We start from the raw sequence: 23056 nt of genomic DNA on the forward strand, positions 1-23056 counted from the left end.
GTCTGTTTCAAAAACAAAACTATAAAGGTGTAACGTGCAGAAGTATTTTACCGAGGCTCGTCAGCTACTGGCACTGGCGATCCCTGTGATCCTTGCGCAAGTCGCGCAGACCGCCATGGGATTTGTCGATACAGTGATGGCCGGTGGCTATAGCGCCACAGATATGGCCGCTGTCGCTATCGGCACCTCTATCTGGCTGCCGGCCATTCTGTTTGGCCACGGCCTGCTGCTGGCACTCACCCCGGTGATAGCCCAGCTAAACGGCTCCGGGCGGCGTGACCGCGTGGGAACACAGGTACGCCAGGGCTTCTGGCTGGCGGGCATGGCCTCAGTTCTGATTATGGTGGTGCTGTGGAATGCCGGGTATATCATCCACGCCATGCATAATATCGACCCGCAACTGGCCGACAAAGCCGTCGGCTACCTGCGCGCGCTGCTCTGGGGGGCGCCGGGTTATCTGTTCTTCCAGGTGGCCCGTAACCAGTGTGAAGGACTGGCCAAAACCAAACCGGGGATGGTGATGGGCTTCCTCGGCCTGCTTATTAACATTCCCGTTAACTATATCTTTATTTATGGCCATTTCGGTATGCCGGAACTGGGCGGGGTGGGCTGTGGGGTGGCAACCGCCTCAGTCTACTGGGTGATGTTCGCCAGTATGCTGTATTTCATCAAACACGCCCGCTCCATGCGTGATATCCGCGCGCCGGAAAAATTCACCGGGCCAAATCCTGTCCTGCTCAAACGCCTGGTTCAGCTTGGCCTGCCTATTGCGCTGGCGCTGTTTTTTGAAGTGACCCTGTTTGCCGTGGTCGCCCTGCTGGTTTCGCCGCTGGGGATTGTGGATGTGGCCGGTCACCAGATAGCGCTTAACTTCAGCTCGCTGATGTTTGTGCTGCCCATGTCCCTGGGGGCGGCGGTGACTATCCGGGTGGGGTTCCGGCTCGGAGAGGGCTCAACCGCCAATGCCCAAACCGCAGCCCGGACGGGGCTGGGTGTCGGGGTGTGTATGGCGACCCTGACCGCGATTTTTACTATCTGCCTGCGCGAGCCTATTGCCCTGCTCTACAACCAGGATCCGGCGGTGGTCTCCCTGGCCGCTCAGCTGATGCTGCTGGCGGCGATTTACCAGATCTCTGACTCAATCCAGGTGATTGGCAGCGGGGTTCTGCGCGGCTATAAAGACACCCGGGCCATTTTCTACATTACGTTTGTGGCTTACTGGGTGCTGGGGCTGCCTTGCGGGTATACCCTGGCGCTGACCGATGCCGTCGTACCGCGGATGGGCCCTGCCGGGTTCTGGATAGGCTTTATTATCGGGCTGACCTGCGCCGCCATTCTGATAATGCTGCGTATGCGCTGGCTGCAACGCCAGCCACCGGCGTTTATTCTGCAACGCGCCGCCCGCTAACCCGGTAAGACATCCTGTGCAGCCGCCCTCAGGCGGCTGCTTTTTCACCGTTTTGCGCGCAACTGCGGCAATCGCGTGAATTATTACAGAAAATTCGGTGTTGCCCCTTGCCAGCATCGCTGGCTGTCGCTAATATTCGTCCCCGTTGTTACAGAGCAATGCGTTCATAGCTCAGTTGGTTAGAGCACCACCTTGACATGGTGGGGGTCGTTGGTTCGAGTCCAATTGAACGCACCATCTCTTCTTATTGTGCGTCCGTAGCTCAGTTGGTTAGAGCACCACCTTGACATGGTGGGGGTCGGTGGTTCGAGTCCACTCGGACGCACCATTTCATGCTGTACTCTTGCGTTTATCTCACTTATCTCATCTTCAGTTATTCTGCGCTGACACCGCTGTACTGCCTGAATTCAGGACGGCCCGGCCGGACCATCCGTTATATCATTACCCGGCAAAGAGCCCGCGCTGGTTCAGCACATCATCAATGACCCGCAGCGCCCCCGCATGGTTATTGCTCAGGGTTTCAAAACGGGCAACATCTTTTACTGCCTCTGCCCCATTCCCCATGGCTACCGGGTAGCCCACCAGTTTCAGCATCTCGACGTCGTTACCGCTGTCGCCGATGGCTACGCACTCTTGCGGGGAGATATGCCAGCGGTCGAGCAGGCACTGCAGGCCACTGCCCTTATGGGAGCCGGGGATAATTAAATCTACAAAACCGAAGCCGCTGGTGACCGGGGTCATGACCCCGTCAAGCGAGTGGCTGAGCTGGCGCATCAGCAGCGGGATATCCTCATCAGGAAGATTCAGCGAGAATTTAAAAATGGTATCGTCAATCTCCTGCGGATTGTCTGTCGGCTGCAGGCGGTGGTAATGCCGGGACATCAGATCAATAAACGCCTGAGGGGCCTGGCGGGAATACCAGGCGCTGTTCAGCCCGCAGATCACGTAATTGTCCGCGCAGCTGGCCGCCAGGGCCGCCAGCACTTTCAGGTAGTCCGGCCGGGATAGCCGGGAATAGCGCACCCGCTCGGGGCCGTCGTAAATCAGCGCGCCGTTTTCCGCCACAAAGGCTATCTGGTCACGCAGTTCGGGGAAAAACGAAATCAGCTGGTAATACTGGTTGCCGCTGGCAACCACAAAGCGAATCCCCCGGGCTTGCATCGCCTGGTACTGGGCCATAAACCGCGCTTTGTCGTACTGCTTACGATCATCAAGAAATGTGCCGTCCATATCTACGGCGATCAGTTTAATTTTCATCCTGCCTCTGTCCTGCCTTTGGATCCCGGGCCCGGTTATCGGCCACCCGTACCGGATATGATACCGATCACATTTTAGTCTGTCGCGTTAACTTTCATATGAAAGCCGCCCCCTCTCCCGGCCCCGGGGGCGGGATCCTCGCGAAAATTGCCCGTAGCGCTTGTCATCGGCGTTGCGAATCAGTACCGTGTTGCCCTGCGCTACACCAGCACCACAGGAGACCCTTATGGACAATTATAATCTTGCTGATCTTCCCCAGGAGGAGATGGACAAAGTGAATGTCGATCTTGCGGCGGCGGGGGTCGCCTTTAAGGAGCGTTATAATATGCCGGTCATTGCCGATCAGGTTGAGCTGGAGCAGCCTGCCGCCCTGCGGGGCTGGTTTCGTGAGCGTTTAATCGCCCATCGTCTGGCGTCCGTTAACCTGTCGCGGCTGCCTTACGAACCCAAAACAAAATAGCCACTCTGGATGACAGTTTATTACAATTTATCTGCTATGATTTGCGTTACCCTTCGGGCCTGACTGACAGGCTCGCGGCACCACGGAACCGGTGTCAGACAACTCAGAAAGGATGCACTGTGATGACTCAATGGAATGTCGCCGCAGCCCAGTACGGCTGCCATGATGGCGAGCTCAACGCCAATATCGACCACCACCTGCACTTTATCCGCCGCGCGGCCCGGGAGCAGGTGGATCTGCTGGTCTTCCCCGAATACTCCCTTACCGGCCTGACGCCTTGCAGCGCCGCCATACACGGTCTGACCCCGAACGCAACCGCCCTTGCCCCGCTTCAGCGTGCCGCTCAGGAGTACCAGATGACCATTATTGTCGGCCTGCCCCTGCATGACGGGGGGCGCATCCTGCCCGGGGCGCTGGGATTTATGCCGGACGGCACCCGCACCGCCTGCCATAAACCGGCCGGAGAGTGGGATGACATCAGCGCCGGTGCGCCGGTAATCGGCCATCAGGGGCGCAGTTTTGCGCTGGGTATCAACTCTGACGGTCAGGATGAGTCCTGGCCGCGCAGCGCCGCCAGCCAGGGGGTCGATTTATACACCACCGGGCGCATCGTTTCTGAAATCTCCTGGCAGCATGAGGTCATGCACTTACAGCGCTGGTCCCATAAATACCGCCTGCCGGTGCTGATGGCCAACCACGCCTGGTCGGTCAATGGCACCCGCAGCGCCGGGCGCAGCGCCTGCTGGGATGAGCGCGGGCAGTTAATTATCCGGGCAGATGAAGGCGAACTGCTGGTTATCAGCCGCCGCAGCGAACGGGGTTGGCAGGGGGAGGTCATTCCGTTAGTCTAGCATTTTTGCCAGCGGAGTGCCGATGCTGCGAATTATCGATACCGAAACCTGCGGGCTGCAGGGTGGCGTTGTTGAAGTGGCCTCCGTCGATATTATCGACGGGCAGATAGTGAACCCCATGAGCGATCTGGTACGCCCGGATCGCCCCATCTCCCACCAGGCGATGGCTATTCACAAAATCACCGAAAGCATGGTGGCGGATAAACCCTGGATTGAAGAGGTGATCCCCCGCTATTACGGCAGCGATTACTATGTCGCCCATAACGCCAGTTTTGACCGCCGGGTACTGCCGGACATGCCCGGCAGCTGGATCTGCTCAATGAAGCTCTCCCGCCGCCTGTGGCCGGGGATCAAATACAGCAATATGGGGCTCTACCACAGCCTGAAACTGCAGGTGCAAACGCCCCCGGGCCTGCACCAGCACCGGGCGCTGTATGACTGCTATATCACCGCCGCCTTGATGTTGCGGATCATCGAGGTTTCCGGCTGGGAGCCGGAGCAGATGGTGGATGTCACCGGCCGCCCGGCCCTGCTGGAGGTGATGCCGTTTGGTAAATACCGCGGGCAGGCGGTTGCCACCGTTGCCGGGCAGGATCCCGGTTACCTGCGCTGGATGTGGAACAACCTCAAGACCATGAGCCCGGAGTTACGCACCACCCTGCGCCACTTTCTGGACAAGCAGCCCTGAGGCCGCTCAGTCATCGTGTCCGGGTAATGTGCCCTGGGTCAGGGCCACCAGGAAGGTATACTCCAGGGCCACCCCCTCCCAGGATTTGAAGCGCCCGGATTTTCCGCCGTGGCCGGTGTCCATATCGGTACACAGCAGCAGCAGATTATCCCCCTGTTTTATCTCGCGCAGCTTCGCCACCCACTTGGCAGGCTCCCAGTATTGTACCTGGGAGTCGTGTAGCCCGGTGGTGACCAGCATATGCGGGTACTCCTGAGGGGTGAGGTTATCATAGGGGCTGTACTGGCGGATGTAGTGATACCAGCGGGGCTCATTGGGGTTGCCCCACTCTTCATACTCCCCGGTGGTCAGCGGAATAGACTCATCCAGCATGGTGGTCAGCACATCCACAAAGGGCACCTGGGCCACGATGCCGCGAAACAGCGTCGGGCGCATATTGACCACCGCCCCCATCAGTAACCCGCCAGCGCTGCCCCCCATCCCGTACAGATACCCGGGGTCGCCATAACCCTGCGCCAGCAGGGCGTCACACACCTGCAGGTAGTCCGTAAAGGTGTTCATTTTGTGGTCCAGCTTGCCCTCTTCATACCACTGCTGGCCCAGCTCGCCGCCGCCGCGGATATGGGCAATCGCCACTACAAAACCGCGATCCAGCAGGCTCAGGCGGCTGGGGCTGAAATCGGCGTCGATACTGCTGCCGTATGCGCCATAGCCATAGACCAGCAGCGGGTTGGCCCCTTTGCGAAAATGGCGGCGGTGATACACCACCGAGACGGGGATCTGCGCGCCATCTTCCGCCCGGACCCACAACCGCTCGCTGCGGTAATCGCAGGCCTGGTAGCCGGGCACCTCCTGCTGTTTGAGTACCACCCGCTCCCCGGTGTCCATATTCAGGGCATACAGGGTGTCTGCGGCGGTCATGGAGGAGTATCCGTAACGCAGCCACGGGGTGTCGGGCTCCGGATTGGTGGCGACCCAGGTCACGTAGGCCGGGTCATCAAAAGCGATGCGCGATTCGGCGCGGGTCTGGCGGTGAATTAAGCGCAGTTGGGTCAGCCCCTGTTCGCGCTCTTCCAGCACCAGCCAGCGGCTGAACAGGGTAAAACTCTCCAGCATGACATCCTGGCGGTGGGCAATCAGCGTTTTCCAGGCGCTCTCCTCCGCCACCCGGGAGCGGTACAGGGCGAAGTTCTTGCCCTCCCGGTTCGAGCGGATATAAAACCAGTGCTGGTAGTGGTCGATACTGTACTCATGATCGTGACGCCGTGGCAGAAAGCTCACCGGCTCAGCCTGCTGATCGTCGGCATCCAGCAGCAGAATTTCGCTGGTGCTGGTACTGGAGAGGTAGATAAGCACATATTTGCGCGATGTGGACTTACTCAGGCTGACGTAATAGCGCTCGTCGCGCTCTTCGTAAATCAGCGTATCCTCACGGCCAGGCGACCCTACCCGGTGGCGCCAGACCTGGTAGGGCAACAGGGTTTGCGGATGCTTGCGGATGTAATACAGGGTGGCGCCATCATTGGCCCAGACAAAACTGGCAGAGACATTTTCCAGGGTTTCCGGATACCAGTTGCCGCTCTCCAGATCCTTAAAGCGCAGCCCGTACTGGCGGCGTGAAAGGTAGTCCTCCGCCACGGCCATGATCCGGTTATCCGTGCTGACGCTCATCCCCCCCATGTCCCAGAATTCGCTGCCGGCGGCGCGCTGGTTGCCATCAAGCAGAATGTCCCACGCATCCGGGGTACAGGTGGCAACCGGCTGGCGCTGGTAGACCGGGTACTCGCCGCCGGATTCATAAATATGCCGGTAGCGGTAGCCGTTTTTCTCCCAGGGGGCGGAGGCATCCCGCTGGGGAATACGCTGCAGGATCTCACCAAGCAGCGTGTCGCGCAGATCGTTCTGGCTGGCCATGATCTGCCTGCCGTACTGATTTTCCTGCTCCAGATAGCTCAGTATCTGTGGATCAGTCCGGGTGTCGTCCCGCAGCCAGTAGTAGTTATCAATGCGGGTTTCACCATGCAGCGTCATGGCGTGGGGAATTTTTTTTGCTTTTGGTGGCATGTGGCTTCACTGATTTACACAGAGTTCAGATATTCGGGCCGCCCCGTGGCTGCCCGTGTAAGCGGTATAGTGCACCTTGCCGGTTTTATATTCCACTCTCGCGACCACGTATCCGTGTGCCTGCCGGGGGGTTACCCCACCCTGGTTACTGAAACTCTGGTACAAAATGGCAGAACTTCAAGCCGGGGCTCCGGCGGCTTTGCGCTTGCGGGCCGGGGCGGGCTCCGCTGCGGGTGCTGTGCTGGCCGCCGCCCCGGGCAGGTTGCCGGTTTTCAGCACCGCACTTAACGTATCCCGCTGCTCTGCCAGCCACATGGCCAGTGCCTCCTGCTGCCGGGCTTCAAGCTCAACCGGCCCCTGTTCAAGCCACTGCTCCAGGGTGGCGGCAAGATCGAGCATTTTGTCGTAGGCGTCAGCCTCCTTTTTACTGGCGAAAGCCATTTTTTCTTCACCCTCTCTGATAACCACATACTTGACGACAACGGCCATTACTGACTCCATTAACTGTGTTTTTATACAGTATAATCAATTATCTGCTCTGGCTCAAGGCAACAACACTCCCTATACGCAATCGTTTTCGTATATACTGCGCCGGTCATCAATTACGCCAGGAACAGAAATTATGTCTATGTTGGGAACCGCGCTACGCCCGGCAGCCACGCGCGTGATGCTGCTGGGTGCCGGTGAGCTGGGTAAAGAAGTTGCCATTGAGTGCCAGCGCCTCGGGCTGGAAGTCATCGCCGTAGACCGCTACCCGGATGCCCCGGCAATGCATGTTGCCCACCGCAGCCATGTTATCAATATGCTGGACGGCGAAGCGCTGAAGGCGCTGGTCGCCCGGGAGATGCCGGACTATATCGTACCGGAGATCGAAGCCATCGCCACCGATACCCTGCTGGAGCTGGAGCAAAAAGGCCAGCGGGTTGTGCCCTGCGCCAGGGCCACAAGCCTGACCATGAACCGTGAAGGTATCCGCCGCCTGGCGGCTGAAACCCTTGGCCTGCCCACCTCCCGCTACCGTTTTGCCGGTGACGAAGCCAGCTTTCGCCAGGCGGTGGCAGAGATTGGCCTGCCGTGTATCGTAAAACCGGTAATGAGCTCTTCCGGCAAGGGGCAGACGTTTATTCGCCGCGCAGAGCAACTGAGCGATGCCTGGCAGTACGCCCAGCAAGGCGGGCGTGCCGGTGCCGGGCGGGTGATCGTTGAAGGGGTTGTGAATTTTGATTTCGAAATCACCCTGCTTACCGTCAGCGCGGTAGACGGGATCCACTTCTGCGCCCCCATCGGCCACCGCCAGGAAGACGGGGATTACCGCGAGTCCTGGCAGCCCCAGCAGATGAGCCCCCTCGCCCTGTCCCGGGCCCGGGATATCTCCGCGAAAGTGGTGGAGGCTCTGGGCGGTTACGGGGTGTTCGGGGTGGAGCTGTTTGTCTGCGACGATGAGGTTATCTTCAGTGAGGTCTCCCCCCGTCCGCACGACACCGGGATGGTGACCATGATATCCCAGAACCTGTCAGAGTTTGCCCTGCATGTACGCGCCTTTACCGGCCTGCCGGTCGGGGCTATCCGCCAGTACGGCCCGGGGGCGTCGGCGGTGATTCTGCCCACGCTCACCAGCGACAATATTAAATTCGCCCGCCTGGCAGAGGCGCTGGGCGCAGACACGCAGATTCGCCTGTTCGGCAAACCGGAGATTAACGGTACGCGTCGTTTAGGGGTGGCGCTTGCAAGTGGGGAGACGCTCGAGGAGGCGATTGTCCGGGCCAGACAGGCCGCAGCAACAGTCGATATCCTGCCTTAAAAGAAAAATCCCCCCGCATTGCGGGGGGATTTCAGACAGGGGCGAGACTTACAGTTTCGCGCCGGCAACGGCTTCTTTTGCCAGGGTGGTGATACGCGCGAAATCACCGGATTCCATCGCGTCGTCCGGCACCAGCCAGGAGCCGCCAACACACAGCACGCTTTTCAGCGCCAGGTAGTCGCGGTAGTTAGCCGGAGAGATACCGCCGGTCGGGCAGATACGCAGCTGTGAGAACGGGCCAGAAATGGCTTTCAGGGCTTTCACGCCGCCGTTTGCTTCCGCCGGGAAGAATTTGAACTCTTTCAGACCGTAGTCCATACCCAGCATCAGTTCAGACACGGTGGCAACACCCGGGATCAGCGGGATCGGGCCTTCGTTAGCGGCTTTCAGCAGTGCTTCGGTCAGCCCCGGGCTGATAGCAAACTGCGCGCCTGCGGCGGTCACTTCAGCCAGCTGCTGTGGGTTGGTGACAGTACCGGCACCGACAATCGCGTCCGGCACTTCTTTGGCGATCAGGCGAATAGCCTCTACGGCACATTCCGTGCGCAGGGTCACTTCCAGAACGCGCACGCCACCGGCAACCAGTGCTTTCGCCATCGGTACCGCGTGTTCCAGTTTTTTAATCACAATAACAGGAATGACCGGACCGGTTTTCAGGATCTGTTCCGCACTTGTTTTCCAGTTTTTCATCAGAGACTCTCTCCCGTAAATTTAATCAGTGGTTGCGCCCCCAGGGGGGCGCTGATAACTCAAAATTTAATGCACGTTGCGCCCTGCTCTGCGCCAGACATATTTTCACGCAGTGCGCCGAACAGTTCCCGGCCCGTTCCCACGCGCTCAGCGCTGAAGTCCGGATGGAACGCTTCACGTTTTGCGAGCTCCGCCTCATCAACCAGTAAGGTCAACTCGCCGGTCTGCCCGTTAACCCGGATCATGTCGCCATTTTGTACTTTTGCCAGCGGGCCGCCGTCGTAGGCTTCCGGGGTGACATGAATAACGGACGGCACTTTACCAGAGGCACCGGACAGGCGCCCGTCAGTGACCAGCGCAACTTTGAAACGGCGGTCCAATAATACACCAAGTGGCGGCATCAGTTTATGTAATTCTGGCATACCGTTCGCTTTTGGCCCCTGATGGCGGACAACAACAACGCAATCGCGGTCTAATTCGCCCGCTTCGAAGGCCGGGAGCACATCGTGCTGGCTCTCAAAGACCACGGCCGGTGCTTCAATAATCTGGTTTTCAACCGGTACGGCGGAGATTTTCATTACCGCACGGCCCAGGTTGCCGCTCATCACTTTGGTGCCACCGTGGTGGGAGAACGGTTTTTCCAGGCTGGCAATCACGTCTTTATCCAGGGATTCGGTCGGACCGTCACGCCATGCCAGTTTGCCGTTATCCAGCCAGGGTTCCATGGTGTAGTGTTTCAGGCCAAAGCCTGCCACGGTGTGCACATCTTCAAACAGCAGGCCGCCTTTGAGCAGCTCACGTACCAGCACCGGGATACCGCCCGCTGCCTGGAAGTGGTTAATGTCTGCCGGGCCGTTAGGGTAAATACGCGCCAGCAGCGGCACGATGTCAGAAATTTCAGAGATATCATCCCAGTTAATGATGATCCCGGCGGCGCGCGCCATGGCAACCATGTGCATAGTATGGTTGGTAGAGCCACCGGTCGCCAGCAGGGCAACGATCCCGTTGACCACCACTTTCTCGTCGACCATTTTACCAATCGGCATCCACTCGTTACCGTTGCCGGTAAAGCGGGTTACCTGGCGGGCGGCGGCGGCGGTCAGCTCATGGCGCAGTGTGGCGTCCGGGTGTACAAACGAGGAGCCCGGCAGCTGCATGCCCATAAATTCAATCACCATCTGGTTGGTGTTGGCCGTACCGTAGAAGGTACAGGTACCCGGCGCATGGTAGGAGGCGGCTTCCGCATCCAGCAGGGCAGCGCGGTCCACTTTACCTTCAGCATACAGCTGGCGAATACGTACTTTTTCTTTGTTCGGCAGGCCGCTGGACATCGGACCGGCGGGAACAAACACCGCAGGCAGGTGACCAAAAGAGAAGGCCGCCATTGCCAGCCCCGGGACAATCTTGTCACACACCCCGAGGAACAGCGCGCCATCAAACATATTGTGAGACAGCCCCACCGCCGCAGACATGGCGATCACTTCACGGCTCAGTAAAGAGAGCTCCATCCCGTCCTGGCCCTGGGTCACACCGTCACACATGGCCGGAACGCCACCCGCGACCTGGGCTACCGCCCCGACTTCATGCAGCGCTTTGCGGATCTGCTCCGGGTAGTGCTCATAAGGCTGGTGCGCGGACAACATATCGTTGTAAGCGGTAATGATCCCGATATTGTTGCGCAACATACTCTTGAGCGAGGCTTTATCATCCGGCTGGCAGGCCGCGAAACCGTGGGCCAGGTTGCCGCAGGCCAGCTCGGAACGGTGGACGGTTTTGGTCTTCGCTTTCTCGATACGGGCCAGGTAGGCTTCACGAGTCGGACGAGAGCGTTCAATAATGCGCTCTGTTACGCGTAACAAATTCGGGTTCATAATGGATCCTCATAAAGTTTCTGCCGGAGCAGGCGGCCCAGGACGTTCAATTCTCAGTATAAAACACTTACAGCACTACGTTCACTGGGCCACAGGGGCAAAATCGCTTCAGCTAGTGTAACTAAAAAAGCCCCGCTGGTTAATCCAGAACGGGGCTTTAGTTAAAAATATTTTTTCGGAATCTGTGTCAGATCATGTTACCGGTAAAATATTTACATCGCATTTACCGGATAAGATCACTCAAACTCATTCCAGGAACGGCCATCACGGGTGATCATGGCCACGGATGCTACCGGCCCCCAGGTTCCCGCCTGATACGGTTTCGGTGCGTCGTTATCCAGCGCCCAGGCTTCGGTAATGGAGTCCACCCACTTCCAGGCTTCTTCGACCTCATCACGGCGCACAAACAGCGCCTGGATACCGCGCATCGTCTCCAGTAACAGACGTTCATAGGCATCCGCCAGATGAGTCTGATTAAAGGTTTCAGAGTAGCTCAGATCCAGTTTAGTCGTTTGCAGGTTATGTTTGTGGTCCAGGCCCGGAACTTTATTCAGGATCTGGATATCTACCCCTTCATCAGGCTGCAGGCGGATGGTCAGCTTGTTATTGGGCAGCTCAGCCCAGGACTCTTTAAAGAGGTTCATTACCGGGCACTTGAAGTAGACCACCACTTCAGAGCACTTGGTGGGCAGGCGTTTGCCGGTACGCAGGTAGAACGGCACCCCCGCCCAGCGCCAGTTGTCGATATCCACCCGGATAGCCACAAAGGTTTCGGTGTTGCTGGTTTTGTTCGCGCCCTCTTCTTCCAGATACCCGGGCACTTTCTGCCCCTGAACAAAGCCCGCGGTGTACTGGCCGCGCACGGTTTTCTCACGCACATTACTGCGATCGATACGGCGCAGAGACTGCAGCACTTTGACTTTCTCATCGCGGATATGGTCGGCGGTGAGATCAGACGGCGGCGCCATGGCAATCATGCACAGGATCTGCAGCAGGTGGTTCTGGATCATGTCGCGCATCTGGCCGGCTGTATCAAAATAGCCCCAGCGCCCTTCTATCCCCACCTCTTCGGCAACGGTTATCTCCACATGGTCGATGGTGCGGTTATCCCAGTTATTGGCGAACAGGGCATTGGCAAAACGCAGGGCCAGCAGGTTGAGGACCGTCTCTTTCCCCAGGTAGTGGTCAATACGGTAGACCTGGCACTCGTCAAAGTATTCGCCAACCTGATCGTTGATCTCCTGGGAGGTCGCCAGGGATTTACCCAGCGGTTTTTCCATTACTACCCGTGCCGGGCGGGCGTTCAGTTTCGCCGCTCCCAGCCCTTTGCAGATGGCGCCAAAGGTGCTGGGCGGCATGGCAAAATAGTTAATCGTGACGCGCTTTTCCTGATCGAGCATCTTCGCCAGGCGTGAAAAGCCCTTCACGTCATTCACATCAAGGTTACAGAAGTCCAGCCGCGCACTCAGCGTTTCCCACAGGGTTTCGTCGATTTTCTCATTGAGAAAGGTGTCCAGCGCCTCGCGCACCACTTTGGTATAGGCGTCTTTATCCCAGTCTGCGCGGCCAACACCGATGATCCGGGTCTCCTTGTTGATCTGACCCGCCTTTTCCAGTTGATACAGCGAAGGCAATAATTTACGCCGCGCCAGATCGCCTTTCGCGCCGAAGATAACCAGGTCGCATGCCTGGGCTGTTTGCACTACCGCCATGTTACTCTCCTCGTTTCGGATCTCCTGACAGCCGATTGTCAGGCCCTGTTTGTAATTTTATTACGGCTCACTGTATCTGGTTTGTGGTAGTCATGAAACCCAGATCCCCTGATGCCGCCGTGCCAGCTCGCGATAATCGATATTCTGGCCCATTTTACGTGATGTCAGTCACCATACATGGTAAAAATAGTGCTTTGCGCAGCACGATTTTTCGTTACTGAAATACGACACCGATCATGTTATGAAAAAAAACAACATATTCTGTGGGTGGCGCACTCCCTTTCCCGGGGAGCGGGAGTATATTCTTGCCTGTCTGCAGCGGTTTGCCGATACGCGGCGAGCCGGGACTATGAATGAGTATCCTGCCTTATGAATATGCTGGAACAGATCCAGTTACAACTGGAGCACCTGAGTAAGTCAGAACGCAAAGTCGCTGAAGCCATTATATCAGCCCCCCAAACGGCTATTCACCTCAGTATTGCCGCTCTGGCCAGTGAAGCCGGGGTTAGCGAGCCCACCGTCAACCGCTTTTGTCGCCGCATGGAAACCAAAGGGTTTCCGGATTTTAAACTCCAGCTAGCCCAAAGCCTGGCTAATGGTACGCCATATGTCAGCCGCAATGTTAATGAAGATGATAGCGTTGATGCTTACACCGGTAAAATCTTCGAATCGGCGATGGCCTGCCTTGATCTGGTACACCAGTCCCTGGATCTGCTGGCGATTAACCGGGCGGTGGATTTACTGACCCAGGCGAAGAAAATCGCCTTCTTCGGGTTAGGCTCCTCGGCTGCGGTGGCCCACGACGCGATGAATAAGTTTTTCCGCTTCAATGTGCCGGTTGTCTACTCTGACGACGCCGTGCTACAGCGCATGAGCTGTATGAACAGCAGCGACGGCGACGTGGTGGTGCTGATTTCTCACTCGGGGCGCACCAAGCATATGGTGGAGCTGGCAAAACTGGCCCGTGAAAATGATGCTATGGTGATAGCCCTTACCGGTGAAGATACCCCCCTCGCCCGGGAGGTCACGCTGCCGATATTTATTAATGTGCCGGAAGATACCGACATCTATATGCCGATGAACTCCCGGCTTGCGCAACTGACTGTGGTCGATGTCCTGGCGACCGGGTTCACCCTGCGCCGGGGCGCAAAATTCAGAGATAACTTGAAGCGGGTCAAGGAAGCACTGAAGGAATCGCGTTTTGATAAGACCCTGTCCGCTTCAGGGAAAGACAGCTAACCGCTCTACGGGCTTTCAGGTTGTAACTCAACAGGTTGCCACCTGAAAGCCGCAGGGCATGGCAAAAAATGATTTTTCATTCGGTTAATCATCGGTCCGACATCCGTGATGTCGCTGTTAACCGGTTTTGTTCATGCAACACCAAGTTTTGTCAGACAACGGAGTAATACATGTCCAGACGGCTACGTAGAACCAAAATCGTTACCACCTTAGGCCCTGCTACCGATCGCGATAATAATCTGGAAAAAGTTATCGCTGCGGGTGCTAACGTGGTGCGTATGAATTTCTCTCACGGCACCCCGGAAGATCACCAGCTGCGTGCCAATAAAGTACGTGAAATCGCCGCGAAACTGGGGCGAAATGTGGCCATCCTCGGGGACTTACAGGGGCCAAAAATCCGCGTCTCTACCTTTAAGGAAGGGAAAGTTTTTCTCAGTATCGGGGATAAATTCCTGCTGGATGCCAACCTCGGCAAAGGCGAAGGCGATAAAGAAAAAGTCGGTATCGACTACAAGGGCCTGCCTGCTGACGTCGTACCCGGGGATATCCTGCTGCTGGACGACGGCCGGGTACAGCTGAAGGTGCTGGAAGTTCAGGGGATGAAAGTGTTCACCGAGGTCACCGTAGGCGGCCCGCTGTCCAACAACAAAGGCATTAATAAGCTCGGCGGTGGCCTGTCTGCCGAAGCCCTGACAGAAAAAGACAAAGCGGACATTCTGACGGCGGCAAAAATCGGCGTGGATTATCTGGCCGTCTCCTTCCCGCGCTGTGGCGAAGATCTTAACTATGCCCGCCGTCTGGCCCGTGATGCGGGTTGCGATGCGAAAATCGTCGCTAAAGTCGAGCGTGCCGAGGCCGTCAGCAGTGAAGAGGCGATGGATGACATTATTCTGGCCTCCGATGTCGTCATGGTGGCCCGTGGTGACCTGGGGGTAGAGATTGGCGATCCGGAACTGGTCGGGATCCAGAAGACCCTGATTCGCCGCGCCCGTCGTCTGAACCGGGCGGTGATCACCGCCACCCAGATGATGGAATCCATGATAACGAACCCGATGCCCACCCGTGCAGAGGTAATGGACGTGGCGAACGCCGTGCTCGACGGCACCGACGCGGTAATGCTTTCCGCAGAGACCGCAGCCGGTCAGTACCCGTCTGAAACCGTTGCCGCTATGGCCCGGGTCTGCCTGGGGGCGGAAAAAATCCCGAGCATCAACGTGTCCAAGCACCGTCTTGATGTGCAGTTCGACAATGTGGAAGAAGCCATTGCCATGTCGGCCATGTATGCGGCGAACCACCTGAAAGGGATTACCGCCATCATCACCATGACCGAGTCCGGCCGCACTGCGCTTATGACCTCGCGGATCAGCTCCGGCCTGCCGATTTTCGCCATGTCCCGCCATGAGCGCACCCTGAACCTGACCGCCCTGTACCGTGGGGTGACCCCGGTCTATTTCGACGGCATCGACGACGGGGTCGCCGCTGCGCGCAAAGCGGTGAATCAGCTGCGTGACAAGGGCTACCTGGTCACCGGCGATCTGGTTATTGTCACCCAGGGGGATGAGATGGGTACTATTGGTACAACCAACACCACCCGGATCATGACTGTCGAATAATCGCCAGCAGAAATGACAAAGGGGCCAGTGGCCCCTTTATTGTTTCAGCGGTAGAGATCTTTGCGCTTATAGGGCTGGATCTCCCCGGGTTTGCGGGTCTTAATCAGTTTGAGGATCCAGGTGTACTGCTCCGGATGGGGGCGGACAAATATCTCCACCTCTTCGTTCATCCGCCGGGCGATGGTGTTATCGTCTGCATCCAGCAGGTCATCCATAGGCGGGCGGATATAAATATCCAGCCGGTGGGTATCGCCATTGTAGACCGGGAATAAAGGCACCACCCGGGCACGGCACACCTTCATCAGGCGGCCAATGGCAGGCAGCGTCGCTTTATAGGTATCAAAGAAAGCCACAAACTCACTGTGCTCTGCCCCGTGATCCTGATCGGGTAAGTAGTACCCCCAGTACCCTTTCCGCACCGAGCTGATAAACGGTTTAATCCCGTCGTTACGGGCATGGAGCTGGCCGCCAAAACGGCGCCGCACGGTGTTCCACACGTAATCAAGCACCGGGTTGCTCTGGTTGTGGAACATGGCCGACATTTTTTGCCCGCCCGCGGCCATCAGCATCGCCGGGATATCGACCCCCCAGCCGTGAGGCACCAGGAAAATCACATTTTCCCCGCCCTCGTGCATGGCATCAATAATCTCTTTGTTATGCCAGTCAACCCGGGGCAGAACCCGCTGCGGCCCGCGCATTGCCAGCTCCGCCATCAGACACATGGCCTGGGGGGCGGTGGCGAACATCTGGTCGATAATCGCTTCCCGCTCCGCTTCGCTTTTATCTGCAAAGCAGTAGAGCAAATTGATCTGCGCCCGGCGACGGGCGCTTTTTGCCAGCCGCCCGGCGATACGGCCAATCCGCCCCAGCAGGGGGTCGCGAAAGCCCGGCGGTGTCAGCGCCAGACCGGCAAATGCCGCGATACCCAGCCAGGAGCCCCAGTAACGCGGATGAAAAAACGCACGCTGAAACTGCGGGATAAATTCGCTGTGGGATTTTTTTTCTTGTGCCATGCTTAGTTCCGGCCTGCGCCGCTCAATCCTTTACTTATTCTGGTTTGCATCATCTGATGGGCTATTTTAGCGGCTGGATGACGGGCCGACAAAATAAAAGCCGGTGCCCGGGCACCGGCTTTCAGAGAGTCAGACGAATCCGGACAATCAGTTCAGTGTCAGCTGAGGAACCACTTCGGAAACCTGCGCCAGGTAATCGCGACGATCGCTCCCGGTCAGCCCTTCACTACGCGGCAGTTTCGCCGTCAGCGGGTTCACTGCCTGCTGGTTGATCCACACTTCATAATGCAGATGCGGCCCGGTAGAGCGCCCGGTATTGCCGGACAGCGCGATACGCTCACCGCGCTTGACCTTCTGGCCGGGTTTCACCAGCAGTTTCTTCAGGTGCATATAGCGGGTGGTGTAGCTGCGCCCGTGACGGATAGCCACATAGTTACCGGCCGCGCCACTGCGTTTTGCCACCACCACTTCACCATCGCCCACCGCCAGCACCGGCGTACCCTGCGGCAGGGCAAAATCCACCCCCCGGTGCGGGGCAATGCGCCCGGTTACCGGGTTCAGACGCCGGGGGTTAAAGCTCGAAGAGACCCGGAACTGCTTCACCGTCGGGAAGCGTAAAAAGCCCTTCGCCAGCCCGGAGGCGTTGCGGTCATAGAATTTCCCGTCTTCGGCGCGGATGGCATAGTAATCTTTGCCGCTGGCCCGGATGCGCACACCCAGAAGCTGGCTCTGCTCGCGCTTACCGGCGAGGATTTCCCGGGACATCAGCACCGAGAACTGATCATCTTTACGCAGTTTGCGAAAGTCCATCTGCCACTGCATGGCCTTAATCACCGCGCTCACCTCATTGCTGGTCAGCCCGGCATTACGGGCGCTGGTGACAAAGCTCGACCCAACCCGGCCATTAAGCACATTGTTCACCCAATCCCCTTGCTGGGTTTCGCGGTTTACGTTAAAGCCGCTGGTGGTGCGCTCATACACCCGGGTTTCACGGCGCGACATCTCCCAGGTCAGTTGCTGTAAGTCCCCGTCGCTGTTCAGCGTCCAGGTCAGCTGCTGGCCAATTTTGAGGTTACGCAGATCTTTGTCGGCATTAGCCAGGCGGGTGATATCGCCGATATCAATACCGTACTGGTTCAGAATACTGCTCAGCGTATCGCCGCTGGACACCACATAATCATGCCCGGTATCAGCACCGGTGGATTTGTCGTCCAGCTCATCCTGGGGCAGCGTATCGTCGCCCTCGTCGGTATCGGCGGTCTGGTCAATGGGTTCACTGGCTTCCGGCAGCAGCGCGCGCCTTTCGCTGGTGTGCAGCTCAATGGCCTTCACCAGTGGAGTGCTGTCCGGGTGGTAAACGTAAGGCCGCCATACAGCGACGGCCAGAGTAAGAACTGAAAGGGACCCCAGCATAACACGGTGGGGTCTTGGCAAATTGTTAAACGCCAGGGCGACAGCGCGGGCTATCTGTTGCACGTATTCACTTCCTCGTTATTCTCCTTTCAGGCAGCTTTGATACTGGTTCGCCAGTTGGGTCAGGAATTGCATATAACTCTCTTTGCCCGGTTTAATGGCCGTTCCTAACGGATCAAGGGTTCCCATGCGCACACTGGTTCCCCTGGCAACAGCTTCAATAACGGCTGGCCTGAACTGCGGCTCAGCAAAAACGCAGACGGCTTTTTGCTCAACCAGCTGTGTCCTGATTTCATGTAAACGCTGAGCACCAGGCTGAATGACCGGGTTAACGGTGAAGTGCCCGAGGGACGTCAGACCGTAGTGTTTTTCGTAGTAGCCATAGGCATCATGGAAAACGAAATACCCCTTGCCTTTCAACGGCGCCAGCTCTTTTGTGATCTGTTGATCGGTGCTTGCTAAGTTTGCCTCAAACGCCTGCAGGTTGGCGTCAAGTTTGGCTTTATTTTGCGGCATAAGTTCCACTAATTTATCGTGGATTGCAACCGCCGACCGGCGCGCTATCTCTGGTGACATCCAGATGTGCATATTGTATTCACCATGATGGTGATCTTCATCACGGTTTTCGGTATCATGGTTATGGCCGTGATGGTCATCACCGTCATCATCGCTGCCTTTTATCAGTAACGATTTCACCGGCGTAAGCGCCGTCAGCGTTAGCTGTTTAGGGGCTGGCATCTGGCTGACGGTGCGGGTCATAAAGCTCTCCATTTCGGGCCCAATCCATACCACTAAAGTGGCGTCCTGTAAGCGTTTTACATCAGACGGGCGCAGTGCGTAATCATGTGCTGATGCGCCATCAGGCAGCAGGGTTTGGGTGTCCGTTACGCCGTCAGTAATTGCCGAGGCGATAAACCCCAGCGGCTTGATTGAGGTCACCACTGTCGCCTGAGCGGCAAACGCGCTCCCCATTAACAGTGCAGCGCTAAGCCCAGCGTAAAGAAACGTATTTTTATGTGTCATAATGCGAAATAAACCCCGGTGTTGGATAAGTATTGTGATATTATAACATTCGACTACTCTTGCAAGCCTGTAAATGTAAATGACTAATTTGGTTACTCTGGAAAAGGTGTCTCTCTCCTTCGGGTCACGACCTGTGCTTTCCAATATTTCGCTGGCGCTGAAACCGGGCCGCATCCTGACCCTGCTTGGGCCGAACGGTGCCGGGAAGTCGACGCTGGTGCGTATCGTTCTGGGCCTGATAACCCCCAATTCCGGCGTTATTACCCGGGAAAAAAAACTGCGTATCGGCTATGTCCCGCAAAAACTTCACCTTGATGTCACCCTGCCCCTGACGGTCGGGCGTTTTTTGCGCCTGCGGCCCGGGGTGAAAAAAGCCGATCTGCTGCCCGCCCTGAAGCGCGTGCAGGCGGCCCATCTGATTGACGCCCCGATGCAAAAACTCTCCGGCGGGGAGACCCAGCGGGTGCTGCTGGCCCGGGCCCTGCTCAACCAGCCGCAGTTACTGGTGCTTGATGAGCCCACCCAGGGGGTGGACGTAAACGGCCAGCTGGCGCTGTATGATCTGATTAACCAGTTGCGCCATGAGCTCAACTGCGGCGTGCTGATGGTCTCTCACGACCTGCACCTGGTGATGGCCAAAACCGACGAAGTGCTCTGCCTGAATCACCATATCTGCTGTTCCGGTGCGCCTGAGGTGGTCTCTGCCCACCCGGAATTCCAGGCCATGTTCGGCATCCGCGGCGCGGAGCAGCTGGGCATTTACCGCCACAATCACAACCATCGCCACGATTTACGCGGCCATATCGTACTGCGCAGAGAGAACGGAACCCATGATTGAATTGCTGTTGCCCGGCTGGCTGGCCGGGATCATGCTGGCCTGTGCCGCCGGGCCGCTGGGATCTTTTGTGGTCTGGCGGCGCATGTCCTATTTTGGCGATACCCTGTCTCACGCCTCTTTACTGGGGGTGGCATTTGGCCTGCTGCTGAATGTTAACCCGTTCTGGACGGTGATCGCTGTGACCCTGCTGCTGGCGGTGGGGCTGGTCTGGCTGGAAAAGCGCCCCCAGCTGGCCATCGATACTCTGCTGGGGATCCTCGCCCACAGCGCTCTGTCTCTTGGCCTGGTGGTGGTGAGCTTAATGACCGACGTGCGCGTTGATCTGATGGCGTACCTGTTTGGCGATCTGCTGGCGGTGACCCCGGAAGATCTGCCGGGCATTGGTGGCGGCGTGATAATCGTGCTGGCCGTGCTCACCTGGCAGTGGCGTAACCTGCTGGCGATGACAATCAGCCCGGATCTGGCCTTTGTGGACGGGGTGAAATTACAGCGGGTAAAACTGCTGCTGATGCTGGTTACCGCGCTGACCATCGGGGTGGCGATGAAATTTGTCGGGGCGTTAATTATCACCTCGCTGTTAATTATTCCGGCGGCCACCGCGCGCCGCTTTGCCCGCACCCCTGAGCAGATGGCCGCTATCGCGGTCGTTACCGGTATGCTGGCGGTCACCGGAGGGATGACGTTCTCCGCCTTCTATGACACCCCTGCGGGCCCGTCAGTGGTGCTGTGTGCCGCAGTGCTGTTTATCCTCAGTATGGGGCGCAAACAGCCGGTATAACGGTTACACCACAGCAAAAAGCCGCCTGATGGCGGCTTTTTAGTGGATGGTTACTCTCCCCCACCCGGAGGGGCAATACCGAAGTGCTGCCAGGCCCGGGCCGTTGCCATACGCCCGCGCGGGGTGCGCTGCAGGAATCCCTGCTGAATCAGGAAGGGCTCCAGTACATCTTCGATGGTCTCCCGCTCTTCACCGATAGCCGCCGCCAGATTATCCAGCCCTACCGGGCCGCCCATAAACTTGTCCAGCACCGCCAGCAGCAGTTTGCGGTCCATATAGTCAAAGCCTTCCACATCCACATTCAGCATATCCAGGGCCTGGGCGGCAACCTCTGCGGAGATTTCTCCGTTATAGCGCACTTCGGCAAAGTCCCGCACCCGGCGCAGCAGGCGGTTCGCGATACGCGGCGTTCCCCGGGCGCGTTTTGCCACTTCCAGCGCCCCGGCTTCATCCATGGTGAGCCCCAGGCAGCTGGCGCTGCGCCCGACGATATGCTGCAAATCCGCCACCTGGTAAAACTCCAGACGCTGGACAATACCGAAGCGATCGCGCAGCGGCGAAGTCAGCGAGCCTGCCCGGGTGGTGGCGCCAATCAGGGTAAATGGCGGCAGATCAATTTTAATCGAGCGGGCAGCGGGCCCTTCGCCAATCATAATATCCAGCTGGTAATCTTCCATTGCCGGATACAGCACCTCTTCCACCACCGGCGACAGGCGGTGAATTTCATCAATAAACAGCACGTCGTGCGGTTCAAGGTTGGTCAGCATGGCCGCCAGATCGCCGGCTTTTTCCAGCACCGGCCCGGAAGTGGTGCGCAGGTTCACCCCCATCTCATTAGCCACAATATTTGCCAGGGTGGTTTTACCCAGCCCCGGCGGGCCGAAAATCAGCAGATGGTCAAGGGCATCGCCGCGCAGCCTGGCAGCCTCGATAAAGATCTCCATCTGAGCGCGCACATGGGGCTGCCCCACATATTCACTGAGCAGCTTCGGGCGGATGGCCCGGTCCGCAATATCCTCAACGGTCAGGGTATCTGCGGAGACCAGACGGTCTGCTTCTATCATCCTCTACCTCACAACGCCGCGCGTAATGCTTCGCGGATCAGGGTTTCACTGTCAGCCTCTGGCCGGGCAATTTTACTGACCATCCGGCTGGCTTCCTGCGGTTTATACCCCAGGGAGACCAGGGCGGCAACCGCTTCGGCTTCCGCGTCGTCGGCCGCGGCACTGGCGGGAGATGTCAGCACCAGATCGGCCGCCGGGGTAAACAGATCCCCGTGCATGCCTTTAAAGCGGTCTTTCATCTCCACCACCAGCCGCTCGGCGGTCTTTTTACCAATGCCGGGTAATTTGACTAACGATGCCGGTTCTTCGCGCTCTACCGCATTCACAAACTGCTGGGCAGACATCCCGGACAGGATAGCCAGCGCCAGCTTCGGCCCGACACCGTTAACTTTGATAAGCTCACGGAACAGGGTGCGCTCCTGCTTGCTGCTAAAGCCAAACAGCAGCTGTGCATCTTCACGCACCACAAAGTGGGTGAACACCGTGGCCTCCTGGCCCAGCTCCGGCAGCTCATAGAAACAGGTCATTGGCATATGGATTTCATAGCCGACACCGCCCGCCTCCAGCAATACCAGGGGGGGCTGTTTCTCAATGACGATACCTCTTAAGCGACCTATCACGTTATGTTCCTGTTCCGGGTTGGAAGAATAAAGCCCTATGATATAAAAAAGGCTGGATGTTTATCCAGCCTTAATTATTTTAACCGGCCGCGGGCCAGATTCAGCCGGCTGCTGCTCACCTGCTGCGCATTCTGGCTGACATGGCAGTGGGTAATAGCAATTGCCAGCGCATCGGCCGCATCGGCCTGGGGGTTGGCCGGGAGCTTCAGCAATGTGCGCACCATATGCTGCACCTGGCTTTTTTCCGCACTCCCGATCCCGACAACGGTCTGTTTGACCTGGCGGGCCGCATATTCAAATACCGGAAGATCCTGGTTAACCGCCGCGACAATCGCCACGCCACGCGCCTGGCCCAGTTTCAGGGCGGAGTCTGCGTTTTTGGCCATAAAGACCTGCTCGATAGCAAAATAGTCGGGCTGAAACTGGGTAATGATCTCCGATACCCCGGCGTAGATAAGTTTCAGCCGCGAGGGTAAGTCCACCACCTGGGTGCGAATGCAGCCGCTTCCCAGATAGGCCAGTTGCCTGCCGGTCTGGCGGATCACGCCATAGCCGGTAATCCGCGATCCCGGGTCGATACCAAGAATGATCGCCATGTTACCTTCCGTCGTAAATAAGAAGGCTGCGCCCCCGGAGGATTGCAGCCGTCCTTA

General features: G+C 57.8%; 21 protein-coding genes and 2 tRNA genes. 11 read left to right on the forward strand and 12 right to left on the reverse strand.

The genetic code is table 11. The annotated features are described in order from the left end of the window. Positions 1-34 precede the first annotated feature (34 nt). The 3 genes from mdtK (at position 35) to EBL_RS11120 (ending at position 1736) form a co-directional block, all read left to right on the forward strand. The gene (gene mdtK / locus EBL_RS11110) at positions 35-1408 is read left to right on the forward strand and encodes an MdtK family multidrug efflux MATE transporter (protein ID WP_002440366.1); all 1374 of its coding nucleotides are present in this window, start codon (positions 35-37) and stop codon (positions 1406-1408) included. Positions 1409-1568: 160 nt separating this feature from the next. Then, a tRNA-Val gene (locus EBL_RS11115) sits at positions 1569-1645 on the forward strand. 14 nt (positions 1646-1659) lie between these two features. Beyond that, positions 1660-1736, forward strand: a tRNA-Val gene (locus tag EBL_RS11120). A 113-nt stretch (positions 1737-1849) separates the two neighbouring features. Here the strand turns inward: EBL_RS11120 and EBL_RS11125 are convergent. Further along, on the reverse strand, positions 1850-2665 hold the full coding sequence (locus EBL_RS11125; protein ID WP_002440365.1) for a Cof-type HAD-IIB family hydrolase: 816 nt from the start codon (positions 2663-2665) through the stop codon (positions 1850-1852). Between the two features lie 226 nt (positions 2666-2891). Between EBL_RS11125 and EBL_RS11130 the strand changes: the two genes are divergently transcribed. The 3 genes from EBL_RS11130 to exoX all read left to right on the forward strand — a co-directional run bounded on the left by EBL_RS11130 (position 2892) and on the right by exoX (position 4664). Further along, positions 2892-3125, forward strand: a complete 234-nt coding sequence (locus EBL_RS11130) for a DNA polymerase III subunit theta (protein WP_002440363.1) — start codon at positions 2892-2894, stop codon at positions 3123-3125. Positions 3126-3247: 122 nt separating this feature from the next. Then, complete coding sequence (locus tag EBL_RS11135) at positions 3248-3976, forward strand: carbon-nitrogen hydrolase family protein (protein ID WP_002440361.1); 729 nt, start codon at positions 3248-3250, stop codon at positions 3974-3976. Positions 3977-3998: 22 nt separating this feature from the next. Continuing rightward, positions 3999-4664 (forward strand): exodeoxyribonuclease X, encoded by a 666-nt coding sequence (gene exoX / locus EBL_RS11140; RefSeq protein ID WP_002440359.1) that lies wholly within the window; start codon positions 3999-4001, stop codon positions 4662-4664. Positions 4665-4670: 6 nt separating this feature from the next. Here exoX and EBL_RS11145 read toward each other — a convergent pair whose 3' ends face one another. After that, positions 4671-6728 carry a prolyl oligopeptidase family serine peptidase gene (locus EBL_RS11145; RefSeq protein WP_002440358.1) on the reverse strand — a complete coding sequence of 686 codons (2058 nt, stop codon included), beginning with the start codon at positions 6726-6728 and terminating at the stop codon, positions 4671-4673. Between the two features lie 177 nt (positions 6729-6905). Then, positions 6906-7217, reverse strand: coding sequence for a YebG family protein (locus EBL_RS11150; protein ID WP_002440353.1), 312 nt, complete (start codon positions 7215-7217; stop codon positions 6906-6908). 133 nt (positions 7218-7350) lie between these two features. Here EBL_RS11150 and purT point away from each other — a divergent pair, with 133 nt between their 5' ends. After that, the gene (gene purT, locus EBL_RS11155; RefSeq protein ID WP_002440352.1) at positions 7351-8529 is read left to right on the forward strand and encodes a formate-dependent phosphoribosylglycinamide formyltransferase; all 1179 of its coding nucleotides are present in this window, start codon (positions 7351-7353) and stop codon (positions 8527-8529) included. A gap of 48 nt (positions 8530-8577) precedes the next feature. Here the strand turns inward: purT and EBL_RS11160 are convergent, their stop codons facing one another. From EBL_RS11160 to zwf, 3 genes are all read right to left on the reverse strand, one after another. After that, on the reverse strand, positions 8578-9219 hold the full coding sequence (locus EBL_RS11160) for a bifunctional 4-hydroxy-2-oxoglutarate aldolase/2-dehydro-3-deoxy-phosphogluconate aldolase (protein ID WP_002440350.1): 642 nt from the start codon (positions 9217-9219) through the stop codon (positions 8578-8580). 59 nt (positions 9220-9278) lie between these two features. Beyond that, positions 9279-11090 carry a phosphogluconate dehydratase gene (gene edd, locus EBL_RS11165; RefSeq protein WP_002440348.1) on the reverse strand — a complete coding sequence of 604 codons (1812 nt, stop codon included), beginning with the start codon at positions 11088-11090 and terminating at the stop codon, positions 9279-9281. Between the two features lie 236 nt (positions 11091-11326). Next, on the reverse strand, positions 11327-12802 hold the full coding sequence (gene zwf, locus EBL_RS11170; RefSeq protein WP_002440347.1) for a glucose-6-phosphate dehydrogenase: 1476 nt from the start codon (positions 12800-12802) through the stop codon (positions 11327-11329). Positions 12803-13171: 369 nt separating this feature from the next. On the opposite strand from zwf, the gene EBL_RS11175 reads away from it, so the two are divergent. Together EBL_RS11175 and pyk are read left to right on the forward strand one after the other, a co-directional pair. After that, complete coding sequence (locus tag EBL_RS11175; protein ID WP_002440346.1) at positions 13172-14041, forward strand: MurR/RpiR family transcriptional regulator; 870 nt, start codon at positions 13172-13174, stop codon at positions 14039-14041. A 170-nt stretch (positions 14042-14211) separates the two neighbouring features. Continuing rightward, positions 14212-15654 carry a pyruvate kinase gene (gene pyk / locus EBL_RS11180; protein ID WP_002440345.1) on the forward strand — a complete coding sequence of 481 codons (1443 nt, stop codon included), beginning with the start codon at positions 14212-14214 and terminating at the stop codon, positions 15652-15654. 44 nt (positions 15655-15698) lie between these two features. On the opposite strand, the gene lpxM is transcribed toward pyk, so the two are convergent. The 3 genes from lpxM to znuA all read right to left on the reverse strand — a co-directional run bounded on the left by lpxM (position 15699) and on the right by znuA (position 19103). Then, positions 15699-16667, reverse strand: a complete 969-nt coding sequence (lpxM, locus tag EBL_RS11185; protein ID WP_002440344.1) for a lauroyl-Kdo(2)-lipid IV(A) myristoyltransferase — start codon at positions 16665-16667, stop codon at positions 15699-15701. Positions 16668-16814: 147 nt separating this feature from the next. Continuing rightward, entirely contained in the window at positions 16815-18143 is a 1329-nt protein-coding gene (gene mepM, locus EBL_RS11190) for a murein DD-endopeptidase MepM (RefSeq protein WP_002440342.1), read from the reverse strand. Between the two features lie 15 nt (positions 18144-18158). Continuing rightward, a complete protein-coding gene (gene znuA, locus EBL_RS11195) occupies positions 18159-19103 on the reverse strand; it encodes a zinc ABC transporter substrate-binding protein ZnuA (RefSeq protein WP_002440341.1) in 945 nt (314 codons plus the stop codon). A gap of 79 nt (positions 19104-19182) precedes the next feature. Between znuA and znuC the strand changes: the two genes are divergently transcribed. Together znuC and znuB are read left to right on the forward strand one after the other, a co-directional pair. Beyond that, the gene (znuC, locus tag EBL_RS11200) at positions 19183-19941 is read left to right on the forward strand and encodes a zinc ABC transporter ATP-binding protein ZnuC (RefSeq protein ID WP_002440340.1); all 759 of its coding nucleotides are present in this window, start codon (positions 19183-19185) and stop codon (positions 19939-19941) included. Continuing rightward, the gene (gene znuB, locus EBL_RS11205) at positions 19934-20719 is read left to right on the forward strand and encodes a zinc ABC transporter permease subunit ZnuB (protein WP_002440339.1); all 786 of its coding nucleotides are present in this window, start codon (positions 19934-19936) and stop codon (positions 20717-20719) included. Before znuC ends, znuB begins: the two co-directional genes overlap by 8 nt. A 50-nt stretch (positions 20720-20769) precedes the next feature. Here the strand turns inward: znuB and ruvB are convergent, their stop codons facing one another. The 3 genes from ruvB to ruvC form a co-directional block, all read right to left on the reverse strand. Next, positions 20770-21783 carry a Holliday junction branch migration DNA helicase RuvB gene (gene ruvB / locus EBL_RS11210; RefSeq protein ID WP_002440338.1) on the reverse strand — a complete coding sequence of 338 codons (1014 nt, stop codon included), beginning with the start codon at positions 21781-21783 and terminating at the stop codon, positions 20770-20772. Positions 21784-21791: 8 nt separating this feature from the next. Then, complete coding sequence (ruvA, locus tag EBL_RS11215) at positions 21792-22403, reverse strand: Holliday junction branch migration protein RuvA (protein WP_002440337.1); 612 nt, start codon at positions 22401-22403, stop codon at positions 21792-21794. Between the two features lie 74 nt (positions 22404-22477). After that, positions 22478-22999, reverse strand: coding sequence for a crossover junction endodeoxyribonuclease RuvC (ruvC, locus tag EBL_RS11220; protein WP_002440336.1), 522 nt, complete (start codon positions 22997-22999; stop codon positions 22478-22480). Positions 23000-23056: the final 57 nt, after the last annotated feature.

The sequence above is a fragment of the Shimwellia blattae DSM 4481 = NBRC 105725 genome, from assembly GCF_000262305.1.
Taxonomy (GTDB): Bacteria; Pseudomonadota; Gammaproteobacteria; order Enterobacterales; family Enterobacteriaceae; genus Shimwellia; species Shimwellia blattae.